The organism is Enterococcus malodoratus, from assembly GCF_027659535.1.
Lineage (GTDB): Bacteria > Bacillota > Bacilli > Lactobacillales > Enterococcaceae > Enterococcus_A > Enterococcus_A malodoratus.
In genome coordinates, this window is the sequence record NZ_JAQDPG010000013.1 from 80,247 (window position 1) to 94,177 (window position 13,931).

Below are 13,931 nucleotides of genomic sequence, written 5' to 3' on the forward strand. Positions count from 1 at the left end.
CTCGGTGCTCTTTGATTAGGGAGGTCAAAATGAGCGTTGTATTATTTGATTTGGATGGAACATTGATTGATTCCGAACGTTACTATTTTTCGATTTGGCAGGAGTTAATGGCTCAAGCAGGCTACCGTCTAGAAAAAGATTTTTATCAGAGTGTAGTAGGTTCACCCACTTCAATCTTAAAAGAAAAATTCCAGCAGCATTTCGGTGAGATTCCAATGTTCGATCAATTGTTTGAAGCGTTTATGGACAGGCGAAAAAAAGCACAAAAGGAGGGCGTTTTTCCTCTGACGAAAGGCTGCTATGAATATTTGGAGTACCTGAAAAGAAAGAATATTTCCTGCGGTGTCGTTACCTCCAGTTATCAAAAGGAAGCAGAGGGGATTCTTGAAAACATGGAGCTTGCGCCTTTCTTTGCTTTCGGTGTCTACGGCGATCAAGTAACTAAAGGAAAACCCGATCCCGAGATCTATCACAAGGCGATACAAATTGCGAATCAACCGGCTGATCAGATTTTGGTCTATGAGGATTCACCTAACGGAATATTATCGGCAGTTCGCGCCGGATTATCTTGTATTCATATTAAAAATTTCGTTGCTCCTACACCGGAAATCGAGCGACTAGTAAATAGTAGTCATTCGGACTTTTGGGAAGTACTAAGTTTGACCGACTCTTCCTCAAATTAAGCAGCGAAAAGGCTGCTTTTTTATTGGCAAAAACTCGAATTCCTTCTAGCTACTCAGCTTTTTATCCTCTATAATAATAGGACGATGAATTTTTGGTAATAAAAACATTAACGAGAATGAGGGCGATCATATGAAGATAGAACCATTTAAAGTTGAAATGTGGATGAATGAACACGAGGACAAGGCGATTTTTAACACGGGAGAGACTTGCGTCGACTCGCTTAGCATGGATGAACTGTTTGAAATCGTTGGTCTCGACAAGTACGAAACGTTAAATACGTTGACACAGCGGCGGCTGACTTATGGACATATATTTGGTAATCCGAAATTTAAAAAAGGGATTTCCTCGCTTTATCAAACAATCAATGAAGATGATATCACGACGACCCATGGGGCGATTGGCGCGAATCACTTAGTTCTGTATTCGCTGGTTGAACCGGAGGATGAAGTGGTCGCCGTTTTACCGACCTATCAGCAATTGTATTCCATTCCGGCATCTTTTCGAGCAACGGTGAAACAACATGTTTTGACTCCAGAAAATAATTTTCTGCCTAATATTGCAGAATTGAAAAAGCAAGTAAGCCAAAAAACGAAATTGATCATTCTCAACAATCCTAACAATCCATCGGGTTCATTAATGGATCTTGAAATGTTGAAGGAAATCATCGAAATCGCTAAAGCAGCGGATGCCTACATTCTTTCTGATGAAACCTATCGCGGGCTGACTCAAGCAGACGTGGAGAGTCCATCAATTGCTGATCTCTACGAAAAAGGAATCAGTGTCAGCAGTATGTCTAAGGTTTGGTCGCTGGCTGGACTGCGTTTAGGCTGGATCGCGACGAGAAATAAGGCCGCATTAGAACAATGTCTGCTTCATCGCGACCACAATACGATCAGCTGCGGCATGATCGATGAAGAATTAGCGGCGATTGCTTTAGCCAACAAAGAGCTGATTTTAGCAAGAAACCGGAAAATCATCCAGGATAACTTGGTTATTTTAGATGAATGGGTGGCAAAGGAGCCGCATATTTCTTATGTAAAACCGCAGGCGGGCACCGTGACCTTGCTCTATTATGATTTTGACCGTTCAAGCAGAGACCTCTGTCTTGATTTGATTGACAATCATGGTTTGCTCTTCACCCCAGGCGACTGTTTTGAGTTCGAATCTTGTGTTCGCATCGGTTATGGCTGCAAGACCGAAGAATTAATCGCCGGATTAAATAAATTCTCTGAATACTTAGCTACGATCTAATAGTGAAAAGTGTAATGAATTATTTATGATTGATTGCACTTTTTTTGTAGAATTTATCGTGTTGGTTAATAAAATCCTTCATTTGGTTAACAACTGCTCCATTATCTTTACGCTTCAGCAATGGTACACTTAAGGTGATCAGAGAGGGGCGATTATCATGGCATTATTGATGGGCAAGATTATCCAAAAGCTTAGAAAAGAACAAAATCTGACGCAGGAACAAGTGGCAAATGCATTAGGTGTAACGACAGCGGCCGTCTCAAAATGGGAAACAGACAGCACTTATCCAGACATTTCCTTGTTGAGTCCGTTAGCCCGCTTATTGAAGACGACTGTAGATCAGCTTGTCAGTTTTAAGGGTGAACTAAGTGAACGCGAAGTCGAAAATTTTGAGTCCGAGGCCCGAGCCATCTTTGAAACAGGTGATAGTCAAAAAGCGATGGATTATTGCGCAGCCCTTTTGAAAGAATATCCTAGTGATGATTTGTTGAGATTTCGCTTGGCCTCGACCTATATTTTTTATCTGAGCGCTTCGTCCGATGAGGAACAAGCTGAATATCAATTGGCCGAAACAATCCGCTTATTTGAAACGGTTCGTTCTTCAAAGCTCATTGAAATTCGTCATGCAACGCTGCAAGTATTGTCTAGTCTCTATACTATGAATGACGAATTAGATAAAGCGGAACAAGCGATTGAAGAATTGCCCAGTGCGGATTATGATACGCGGATGATGAAAACGAATATTCTCTATATGAAAGAGGAATATGAAGAATCGTTGAAACTAAGTCAACTTTGCTTGTTTCAGGAATTGCGAGATGCTGGGCTGCATCTCTATAATCTAGCGAAAATTGCCCGCAAATATGAGCAATTTGATAAGGCTGTAGCGATCGCGAATCTCGGAATTCAATTGGATCAATTGCTTCATGTGGATCGAATCAGCGGCTCCAATGCGAATTACTATTTGTTCAAAGCCGAAATCTTAGCCAGTCAAGGCGAGACCGAGTCAGCAATTGATGAATTGGAAAACTTTATTCCGGCGTTAAAAGCCGCTTTCGATTTAAAGGAAACAAAAGGGGATCTGCTTTTCGACAAAATTGAGCTGAAAGACTCTTCTGTGTCAACACCATACATCGCTGAACGAATGGCCGATTTGATCGAACAATCCGAAGAATTTCAGCCGCTTCTGGCGGATGACCGATTTGTTGCCTTGCTGGAGAAATTAAGAAGTTTGGGATCATGAGTTATCTCTTGGTTTTTTGAACCTTTTCCTTACTTTTACAGCCATTTTTGTTATGCTTGTAAAATGGGAGGGATTATTCATGGATTTTAGTATTGAAGATTATATCGAAAAGCATCTTAAGCGACTAGCGGCAGAGCGACACACTATTTTTACTATAAATGTTGATGATTACCCTGAAGTGACAGATATTTCAAAGAACGAACTGAATCTCATTTACGAGTTAGACAAGCTTGATGAGCTGATAAAATTATATGCCGATTTTGATACGACTATAAGCAAGAACGACTCTGAGATATATGCGTTATATCTGGAAAATAAAGAAAGCTTTATCGAATATCGCGAGATCTATCAAGCAATCTACGAAAAGATTGCCAAAGAAAGGGCTGACGAACTGCAGACGATCTCACAAATGGAGAGTCTGTTTCGAAATTTTGAGTCCGAACCTCGGTTGTAGCGCAGAGTAAAATCATAAAACTTGCAAGCAAAGATGGTCTGAGGCTGTCTTTGCTTTTTTATTAAATTAAATCGATAAAATTGACGAAAATTCGTGGATTTGTTAAATTTAAAGCAATCAAATTGATGGAGGTGAGTGGCGCATGGACCCTGACGCCGGTGAGACGTCGTTAATAAAGCAGAAGATTCCTTATTTTCAAAAAGAATAGGCTTATTTCAGTACGTTGTAAAAAAACAAGGTGCTTTTTTGTCGTATTCAAAAATGAGGAGAAGATAACGAATGAAGGAAGATTATTACCAGGGTATCAATCAATTAATGCAGGATTACCCGAATGGCGATTTTGAACAGGGCCTATCAGTTAACGAGGCCAAAGAGCGGCTGTTAGTGAATGGTCCCAATAAGTTAGAAACGAAGAAGGTCCCTAAATGGCGGCTGTTTGTCCGACAGTTTCACAATATGATCATCTATATTTTGATCATTGCGGCGTTGTTAACGATCTTAATGGGACATTTGTCGGATGCTATCATTATTGGATTGGTTGTCGTGATCAATGCTCTGATTGGCTACTATCAGGAAGCGAATGCTTCTGATGCTTTGGAGAAAATCAAGGAAATGCTGGCATCTGAAGCAACCGTCTACCGCGATGGAAAACGACTGGATGTTCCTACGGAGGAGTTGGTTGTCGGGGATGTTGTTTTCTTGGAAGCAGGAGACAAAGTACCCGCGGATTTACGAATTGTTGACAGCGATAATTTACGAATTCAAGAGGCTTCGTTGACTGGTGAAGCGGACTCGATTGAAAAAACCGCGGCGGATATTGTGGACGAGGATGTTCCATTAGCTGAACAGATCAATCGGGCGTTTGCCTCGACTTCTGTGACGAACGGAAGTGGGCTGGGGGTGGTCGCGGCAACAGCCGAAAATACTCAGATTGGTCAAATTTCTATGGAAGTTGAGCAGGTCAAAACGCGGAAATCTCCATTGATGCAGCAGATTGACGGTTTAGGCAGAGGCGTTTCCTATGTAGTAATCGGGGCGGCCGTATTGCTATTCGCTATAGGTTTTCTATTAGAAACCTATTCGCTATCAGTACTGGCGCTGGCGATCGTAACGATGATTGTCGGCTCGATACCAGAGGGTCTGCCAGCGACGACTTCGGTAATCTTAGCCATGGGTGTCAGCGATATGGCTAAGAATAAACACACGATCGTCAAGACTTTACCAGCAGTAGAAACGCTAGGCTCGGTTGATGTGATCGCTACAGATAAGACTGGAACACTGACAAAAAATGAAATGACTGTTAAGGATATTTTTCTGACGGATCATCATTATCAGGTCAGTGGAAATGGCTATGAGCCGAAAGGAAAGATTATCGAGGTTGGACAAGCAATGGTCGCTTCTGAAACGCTGAAATTATTTTTAGAGGCCGGTTATCAAGCAAATGATACGCTGCTATACAAAGAAGATCGGCGTTGGAAGATCAATGGTGAGCCGACGGATGGCTCCTTCTTGACCCTGTATCACAAATATTTTGGCGAGAACTATGAATCAGAATATAAGGAAGTAGATATGCTGCCTTTTGATTCGGATTATCGTTATATGGCGAAGTTGGTCAAATCGGCCAATGGAAAACAGCTTATTTTTATCAAAGGGTCGCCGGATAAACTTTTTCCTATGGCAAAAGTCGAAGATGCTTATTGGACGCAAAAGGTACAGGAGCTTTCAGCGACGGGTAAGCGTGTAGTTGCAGTGGGTTTCAAAGAAGTTTCCTCTGACTTGGAAAAAATCAGTCATGAAATTCTGTTTGATGGAATCACGTTGCTCGGATTGGCGGGAATTATTGATCCACCGCGGGAAGAAGTGATTGAGTCCCTCAAAGACATGCGTAAAGCAGGAATTGAAGTGAAAATGATCACTGGGGATCATCCGTTGACAGCTAAAACGATCGGTGAAAAACTCGGACTAGCTCCCAAAATTCAAGTAATCACAGGACAAGAGTGGGATCAATTGACTCAAAGTGAGAAAGAAGCTGCCGCTGTTTTCCATCAAATTTTTGCGCGAACGACACCAAAGAATAAGCTTGAGATCATTGAAGCGCTGCAGGCAAGCGACAAAGTAACAGCTATGACTGGAGATGGAGTCAATGATGCGCCTGCGTTAAAACGAGCGGATATTGGAGTGGCGATGGGGATCGAAGGAACTGACGTCGCGAAGGATTCTGCGGATATGATTTTGACGAATGATCACTTCGCAACGATGTCGATTGCCATTCGTGAAGGTCGCCGGATTTATGACAATATCAAGAAAAGCATTCTTTTTTTATTACCGACTTCTTTTGCAGAAGGTCTGATTATTGCTTTTACGATCATAATGCAGCAGGACATGCCGCTTCAAGCGACCCAGCTTTTGTGGATCAATATGGTTTCGGCGATCACGATCCAATTTGCTTTTATCTTTGAACCTGCAGAGGATCAAATCATGGAGCGTCCGCCGCAAAAAACGGGGAGCCGCTTAATGAACAGGCACGATATTTTTCAAATGGGTTATGTCTCGGTTCTGATGGCACTGATCAGTATCTTGGCTCACGATTGGCTGTTAGCACAAGGCCTTGATCAAGTGACAGCCAGCACGATGATGGTCAATATTATCGTGATCAGTAAAATTTTCTACCTATTCAATATTCGTACATCAAAATTTGCTTTATCAAAAGAATTCTTTAGCAATAAACCAGCTTTCCTAATCATTGGGATCATGGTATTGCTTCAATTACTTTTGACTTATGTGCCGTTTATGCAGCAAGCCTTCCATACAGCACCAATGAGTGTTGTTGAGTGGGGGATTACAATTTTAGCAGGCTTCTTGATCCTGGTAATTACTGAAATAGATAAATGGGTTCGCATGAAGCGCAAAGAAACACGCTTGCGAGAGCTCTATAATTAATGATAAGAAAGGCTGGACTAGTAAAATAGTTCAGTCTTTCTTTCGCGAACGTTCGAAAATTGTTTCAGCAATACGGACAAATTTTCGATTTTCCCCTCTGTAGGAAAAAAGTAAGTTTGTGAAGAGCACTCAAAATTTCCTATACTAAACATGTAAATAAATGAAAGTGGTGAAGAAAATGAAAAACATCTTGTTAATTTGCGGTTCAGGAGCTTCAAGCGGATTTATGGCCGCAGCGATCAGAAAAGCAGCAAAGAAAAGAAAAATTGCGATAACGGTCAAGGCGGCCAGCGAATCGCAATTAGATGATCGGATTAATGAAATCGATTACTTGCTGATTGGCCCGCATTTGTCTTACATGCTGAATGATCTTCAGGAACAAACAAAGGATAAAAAAGTTCAAGCGGCAGTTATCCCGCAGGCAGTATACGGGACGTTGAATGGAGAGAAAGCACTGGATTTAATTTTAAAAATGGAGGACTAGCTGATGGATAAAATTATGAATTTTATGACCAATACCTTTGCACCTAAGGTAAACAAGGTCGTCAAAAACCCTTGGATCTCGGCTATTCAAGATTCGATCATGGTAGCTTTGCCATTGGTTTTCGTCGGATCATTGGTGACGGTTGTTTCCTTGCTCAAAAATATTTTCAGCGGTATGCCTGATTTCTCAATGATCAGCAACTTCTCGTTTGGGATGTATGCGCTAGTAGTGGCCTTCTTGATTCCCTACTATTTGATGGAGAAAAAAGGTTATGGCGGTCAGAAGTTAATTTCCGGGGCGGCTTCTTTAGTACTATTTATGATGCTATTATTTCCAACTATGACGGCCGATGGTGAAGCAGTATTCATTCTATCTCGTTTTGGCGCAACAGGAATGTTCTTATCAATGATTACCGGATTATTTGTGGCCTTTGTTATGAACTTTGCGGTGAAATATTCATTCTTTGATGAAGACACACCGATTCCCGATTTTGTTGTTGGTTGGTTCAACAGTCTATTGCCGATTACTTTTGTTCTGCTAGTCGGATGGTTGATCACATTCCAATTCAAAATCGATTTCTTCGACGTAGTATTACTTGTATTCAGCCCGTTAGCAAGTATCGTTCAATCCTATCCTGGCTTTGTTTTATCTGTATTTATCCCAGTCTTCTTATACACTTTCGGAATTTCTGGCTGGGTTATGATGCCGGTTGTTTATCCAGTTTATATGTCAGGCTTGGCAGCGAATGCTGAAGCTGTCGCAAATGGCGGACAAGCACTAAACATCGCTACACAGGAAACCTGCTATGCCTTTTCTTCCATGGGCGGGATCGGGACAACCTTAGCTTTATCTGTAATGATGCTGCTGCTGAGTAAATCGGCCCAGTTAAAAGCGATCGGAAAAGCGGTTATCATTCCTTCCATCTTTAATATCAATGAGCCGTTAGTCTTTGGGGCACCGATTGCCTTCAATCCTTATCTGATGGTGCCAATGTGGATCAATAGTATTATCGTCCCAACGATTGCTTATGTCACGATGTCGCTAGGTTTGGTTAATGTTCCATCAAACACCTTCTTGTTATGGTACATGCCTTATCCGATCACATCGTACTTGGCAACACAAGATTGGCGGGCAATTGTTGTCTGCGCCTTGATTTTCGTGATCACTTGGCTGGTCTTCTTACCATTTTTCAAAGCTTACGACAATTCATTAGTGAAGCAAGAAGCACAAGAAGCTTTGGAAGAAGCGGAAGCAGAACCAGTCCATTAAAAAAATAAAGTGAATTATTAGGAACCAGCAGGAGGTCTCATATGGAAAAAACAAATTATTTAGAGGAAAATGATCAGCTTAATCAACTGTCGATGAACATTTTGGTTCATGCCGGCAATGCACGAGATCATTTGGTTCATTCGTTAGAAAGCTTAGAGGCAATGAATTTTGCAAAAGCAAAAGAGGAAGTGAAGGCGGCGCGGCAAGAAGTCGTGATCGCTCATGGATTACAAACCGATACCTTGCAATTAGAGGCATCCGGTGAGCAGATTCGTTATTCAACATTGTTTTGCCACGCGCAGGATACATTGATGACTGCTCAAAGTGAGATTTTAATCGGAGAACATCTGATCCGTTTATTTGAGACATTTAGCAAAAAATAATCATAACAGAACAGAGATACAAGGAGGAATTTCATTGAAAAATTATCAAATGCTTAAGAATTTTTTATGGGGCGGAGCGATTGCTGCCAATCAAGCAGAAGGTGCTTATAAAGTTGCTGGCAAAGGGATTAGTTTAGCCGATTTGCACAAGTATTATCCTGATAAAAACAATGCAGAAATTGCGGAAGAACAGCATAAAGGAATGTCTTTAGCTGACGTACAAGCGAACTTAGCCGACACGGCTGGGTATTATCCAAAACGTCATGGGATTGACTTCTATCATACGTATGAGTCAGACTTGGAATTACTTAGTGAGATGGGCTTCAAAACCTTCCGTACATCGCTTGACTGGACTCGTATCTTTCCTACTGGCGATGAAACAGAGCCAAATGAAGAAGGGCTGGCCTACTACGATCGCTTAATTGATAAAATTATCGAACTAGGTATGGAGCCGATCATTACTATTTTACATTATGAAACACCAGTCGAGATTACATTGAAATACGGCGGCTGGAACAATCGCAAAGTAATTGATTTATTTGTTAAATATGGAAAAGTTGTCTTAGAACGATATCAGGCCAAAGTAAAATATTGGATCGTGATCAATCAAGTGAACCTGATCCAATTTGAACCCTTCAATTCCACGGCGATTCCTTATGACACCGTTGATAATTATGAAGAAGCAAGCTTTCAAGCGGTTCATCATCAGTTTGTGGCTAGTGCGAAATTGGCTGCGTATGCTAAAACGATTAATCCTGATATGCTGATTGGTACTATGATGGCCGATTGCACGGCTTATCCTTATTCTTGCGATCCCGATGATGTGAATTTGGCTTTGCGCCGCAATCGGATGCAATATTTTTATACAGACGTTCAATTCCAAGGTGAGTATCCGCAATATGCGTTGAATTATTTTGCGGAAAACGATATACAATTAGAAATTACGGATGAAGATGAACAGTTATTGAAGGATCATCCGATGGATTACTTAGCACTTTCTTATTACTATTCACAGATGGTCGATGCTTCTAAAAATACAATGAGCCCATCATCAGTGACCCCGAACCCGAATTTGAAGGCCAATCCATGGGGCTGGGCTGTCGATCCACAGGGATTGTATAACTCGCTATCACAATACTGGGATCGCTATCACAAGTCGATCATTATTGCGGAAAACGGTTTTGGCATGTATGACAAATTGGAAGATGGACAAGTACATGATGACTATCGTATTTCTTATCTGTCAGAGCATATCGCACAGATGAAACGCGCAATGTATGACGGGGCGGATGTCATCGCGTATTGTGCTTGGGGTCCAATCGATATTATCAGCTGCTCTTCGGCACAAATGGAAAAACGCTACGGCTTCATTTATGTTGACTTAGATAATGAGGGACAAGGTTCCGGTCAACGGATCAAGAAGGACAGTTTTGACTGGTACAAACAAGTCATTGCTTCGAATGGTGAAACTTTATAACCAATTGAAAAGTTGATCAGTTTTGATCAACTTTTCTTTGAATGGAGGTGTAAATATGCTGACTAAAAAAGAAAAAGAGCTGATCGATTACCTAAATATAAAAAAACGCTGGGTTACCTCCGATGAATTGGCGGATTTTAGCAGCTGTACAACAAGAACGATTCGTAATCGTGTCGCTAAGATCAATCAGAATAATCCAGAACTGATTTTGACCAGTCATTTAGGCTATCAATTAAACGCGGAAGTGAAGGTGAGTACGACTGGTACGGAGGATCGAAAATCTCGTATTTTTTTAGAATTATTGAAGCATTCTTCTGAGGGCGTCGATTTTTATGAGTTGGCAGAAAAACTCTACATATCCGAATCAACCTTGAAAAACGATATTCAACAATTAAAAAAGGAAATTACCAACGATGCGATCCAAATTATTTTTGAACAGGATTATATTAAGCTCACAGGTCCTGAACGGGCAAAACGACGGTACTTAATTTCATTGCTATACAATGAAAGTGATCTGCAAGAAAAATTAAAAGTCAGTATTCAGCAGATGATCGGTTATATCTCGCTAGAAAAATTGCAGCAGACGATTCGAGATGTGTTGTCAGAGCATAGCATCCAGATCAATCAGTATTCGTTAAACAATATCGTCTTGCATTTTGCCATCAGTATTGAACGCATTCGCCAAGGACACAGTTTAATGAAAGCTCAGATGAATAGTCAGGCACAGAGTACTTCTGAATTTTTGATTGCTGAAGAAATCAGCGATAAGTTGGCTCAGCAATACGACATTCATTTTTCTCAGGCAGAGCTAGAGCAATTATCTTTATTATTTATTGGAATGCAGAATGAAACACTGACAAAGCAAAATAACCAGCAGCTTTCAACTTTTGTTGATCAAAAAATCATCACCGCTTTACAGGATGTCTTGGCCGAAGTAGAGCGGACCTACTTAGTGGAATTGCATGATGAGGAATTTTTCAATAAGTTGGCGATTCATTTGCAAAGTCTATATTATCGATCGCATTATGAAACCTTTACTCGTAACAGCAGCCTGCTGGATTTAAAAACCGCTTATCCATTAATTTATGATTTAGCGGTGTATATTTCCTCCTTGATTCAGGATCGTTTAGACATTTGGTTCAACGACGATGAGATTTCCTTCATAGCTTTACATATTGGTTCCTTTCTTGAAACGCAAAAGCATTATCGAAATCAAGTAACGATCCAGTTAATCGTAAATGATTATCATGATATTGGCAGGAATTTGAGCAAACAAATCGAAGAACGCTTTGGAGAAAATGTCACTGTTTTAGTCACCGAAAAATGGAAAGTAACGAATAATGATTACGATTTGCTTTTGACAACGGATCGAACTACGGCCTCTGAGTGTGCTGGCTCGGTCTTCATCCATCCCTTTTTGACCAGCAAAGATGTCAAGAAAATCGAGAAACGGATTGACTCTTTGAAAGCGCAACGTGAAAAACGGCGAATGTATCAAGCAATCGAAAAATTTATTTTGCCGGAACTATATTTTAATCAGGTTGATCCTGCGGGTTTAACACCTGAAGAGATTCGCAAGCAGATCAATCAGCGAATGATCCAATCTGGTTTTGTTGATGATCATTTTTCCGAAAGAGTAGAAAAACGTGAACACATGTCACCAACGAGTTTTCCATCCGGTATCGCGGTGCCGCATTCGGTTGAATTAGAGGCGATAAAAAGCGGAGTGGCCATCATGACCTTGCAGGAACCGCTGATTTGGGCCAGTCATCCAATTAAACTGATTGCTTATATTGCGATCAACAAGGATGAAGCAAATGATTTCAACGATTTTTTTGAAAAATTTATCGAGATAGTTTCTGAGCCCGTTAATACAAAGCAGTTAAGTATGAGTGAAGATTATGAAGAGTTTATCTTGCGATTAAAGGCGATGGTGGATGGTGATGAATAAAAACAAGCTAGTCCGGTTGTTGGTGGTGATCATCGGAACTATTATAATGGGCATCGGGATCGAAATAATCGTGCTGGCGAATCAGGGATTTGACTCAGTCAGCACTTTGATTTTGGGGCTAATGAACTTTTCGCCAATTCCCTTCGGACGCTGGAGCCAATTGATCAGTCTCTTCTTTTTGCTGATTACTTTTTTATACAAACGCAGTATGTTAGGAATCGGCAGTATTATCAATACCCTTCTGGTAGGTGAGACGATCAGTCGAACAGCATCTTGGCTTCAAACAGTGAGCTTTTTACAAGAAAATGTATTTGCGTCGCTGGCCGGATTTATGGTCATGGCATTAGGAACAGCTCTTTATTTATCAGGAGGACTGGGCTCAGGTCCGTTAGAAGGTATGATGTTTTGTGTCTGTGATAAATTAGACGTCTCTTTACAGAAAGGCCGGATACTATTGGATTTTCTAATCGTTGCTTGCGGTTTTTTATTAGGAAGTTCACTAGGGATCGGCACTTTTTTCGCGATTTTCTTATTGGGACCAATGATTCAATTCATTTTTTCAATCATTCAAAAAATGCAGCCTATTGATTTCCAACAGCGAAGTAAGAAAGAACAATTATCAGACTAAGAAACAATTACACTCAAGAACGCGCGTAGAAGTGCGTTCTTTTTTGGGTACGGATTTTAGAAAGCATAATCGCTAAATGAAAGCGGTTGTCTTATAATTAAGGGGAATCAGAAGGAAGCGAGGAGGAAGAAAGATGAGCCGAAATAAACAGGTAACGATTAATCCGGAGCATTTTGAAGCAAGCTTTAAAGTGATTGATGCCCATACACAAGGGGAGTTTACACGGATTGTATACGATGGGTTTCCTGAACCTGTTGGTAAAACGATGCTGGAGAAAAAGCACTATGTCTCGGATAATTATGACCATTATCGCCGAGCTTTGATGGATGAACCAAGAGGTCACAAGGATATGTTTGGCTCTCTTTGGACCGAACCGGTGAGTCCTGAAGCCGATTTTGGTGCGATTTTTATGGACGGCACAGGCTATCTGCCAATGTGCGGACACGGGTCAATGGGTTCGGCAACGGCAGCGGTAGAGACTGGAATTGTTAAAGCAACGGAACCGTATACGGATGTAACGATCGATGCACCAGCCGGTTTGATCCGGGCAAAGGTCAAAGTTGAGCAAGGCAAAGCGAAGGCGGTTAGCATTACAAATGTTCCATCTTTTCTATATCAAGAAAATCTAGAAATTCAGATTGAGGGCAGGAAAATAAAGTATGATCTTGCTTTTGCCGGTAATTTTGTCGCCCTGATCAATGTCGAACAGCTGGGGATTAAGGTTGCAAAAGACAACTTAACCGAGCTTGTTGAGCTGGGGATAAAATTATTGACCGCGATTAATGCAGAAATTAGTGTTAATCATCCTCAACTTGCAATTAATGAAGTTGGTACATGCAATTTTTATGAGCGAATCGAATCAGAAGAGGTAAATTATCGAAACGTTGTTGTTTTTGGCAATCATCAAGCCGATCGATCTCCATCAGGGTCAGGCACGAGCGCCTTACTGGCGATGCTGTATGCAAAAGGAAAACTTGAATTGAAAGAGATGTTCATTAACGAAAGTATCATCGGCACTCGTTTTGAGGGAATTCTTTTAGCAGAAAAACAAGTGGGTGAGTATACAGCCGTGATCCCGCAAATTACCGGCAGTTCAAATATTACCGGGCTAGCAACTTACCTAATCGATCCAGATGATCGTTTGAAATATGGCTTTCAGCTGAATTAGAC

At 41.0% G+C, this 13,931-nt stretch carries 12 protein-coding genes; all 12 read left to right on the forward strand.

The annotated features are described in order from the left end of the window. Positions 1-29: 29 nt before the first annotated feature. Positions 30-683, forward strand: a complete 654-nt coding sequence (locus PGP85_RS18335) for an HAD family hydrolase (protein WP_010739716.1) — start codon at positions 30-32, stop codon at positions 681-683. Between the two features lie 130 nt (positions 684-813). Then, positions 814-1,935: an aminotransferase gene (locus tag PGP85_RS18340; protein WP_010739715.1), complete on the forward strand. Its 1,122-nt coding sequence runs from the start codon at positions 814-816 to the stop codon at positions 1,933-1,935. Between the two features lie 157 nt (positions 1,936-2,092). Next, positions 2,093-3,175 (forward strand): helix-turn-helix domain-containing protein, encoded by a 1,083-nt coding sequence (locus PGP85_RS18345; RefSeq protein ID WP_270328783.1) that lies wholly within the window; start codon positions 2,093-2,095, stop codon positions 3,173-3,175. Between the two features lie 79 nt (positions 3,176-3,254). After that, positions 3,255-3,629 (forward strand): hypothetical protein, encoded by a 375-nt coding sequence (locus tag PGP85_RS18350; protein WP_270328785.1) that lies wholly within the window; start codon positions 3,255-3,257, stop codon positions 3,627-3,629. 279 nt (positions 3,630-3,908) lie between these two features. Further along, on the forward strand, positions 3,909-6,569 hold the full coding sequence (locus tag PGP85_RS18355) for an HAD-IC family P-type ATPase (protein WP_270328786.1): 2,661 nt from the start codon (positions 3,909-3,911) through the stop codon (positions 6,567-6,569). 178 nt (positions 6,570-6,747) lie between these two features. After that, positions 6,748-7,053, forward strand: coding sequence for a PTS sugar transporter subunit IIB (locus tag PGP85_RS18360; RefSeq protein ID WP_090406207.1), 306 nt, complete (start codon positions 6,748-6,750; stop codon positions 7,051-7,053). Positions 7,054-7,056: 3 nt separating this feature from the next. Next, positions 7,057-8,322, forward strand: a complete 1,266-nt coding sequence (locus PGP85_RS18365; protein WP_220388224.1) for a PTS sugar transporter subunit IIC — start codon at positions 7,057-7,059, stop codon at positions 8,320-8,322. A 41-nt stretch (positions 8,323-8,363) separates the two neighbouring features. Then, a complete protein-coding gene (locus PGP85_RS18370; RefSeq protein WP_010739709.1) occupies positions 8,364-8,705 on the forward strand; it encodes a PTS lactose/cellobiose transporter subunit IIA in 342 nt (113 codons plus the stop codon). A 49-nt stretch (positions 8,706-8,754) separates the two neighbouring features. After that, positions 8,755-10,182 carry a glycoside hydrolase family 1 protein gene (locus PGP85_RS18375; RefSeq protein WP_408639907.1) on the forward strand — a complete coding sequence of 476 codons (1,428 nt, stop codon included), beginning with the start codon at positions 8,755-8,757 and terminating at the stop codon, positions 10,180-10,182. 55 nt (positions 10,183-10,237) lie between these two features. Beyond that, positions 10,238-12,133, forward strand: a complete 1,896-nt coding sequence (locus PGP85_RS18380) for a BglG family transcription antiterminator (RefSeq protein WP_270328789.1) — start codon at positions 10,238-10,240, stop codon at positions 12,131-12,133. Next, entirely contained in the window at positions 12,126-12,761 is a 636-nt protein-coding gene (locus PGP85_RS18385; RefSeq protein ID WP_270328790.1) for a YczE/YyaS/YitT family protein, read from the forward strand. Before PGP85_RS18380 ends, PGP85_RS18385 begins: the two co-directional genes overlap by 8 nt. A gap of 133 nt (positions 12,762-12,894) precedes the next feature. Then, the gene (locus tag PGP85_RS18390; RefSeq protein WP_270328791.1) at positions 12,895-13,929 is read left to right on the forward strand and encodes a proline racemase family protein; all 1,035 of its coding nucleotides are present in this window, start codon (positions 12,895-12,897) and stop codon (positions 13,927-13,929) included. Positions 13,930-13,931 lie beyond the last annotated feature (2 nt).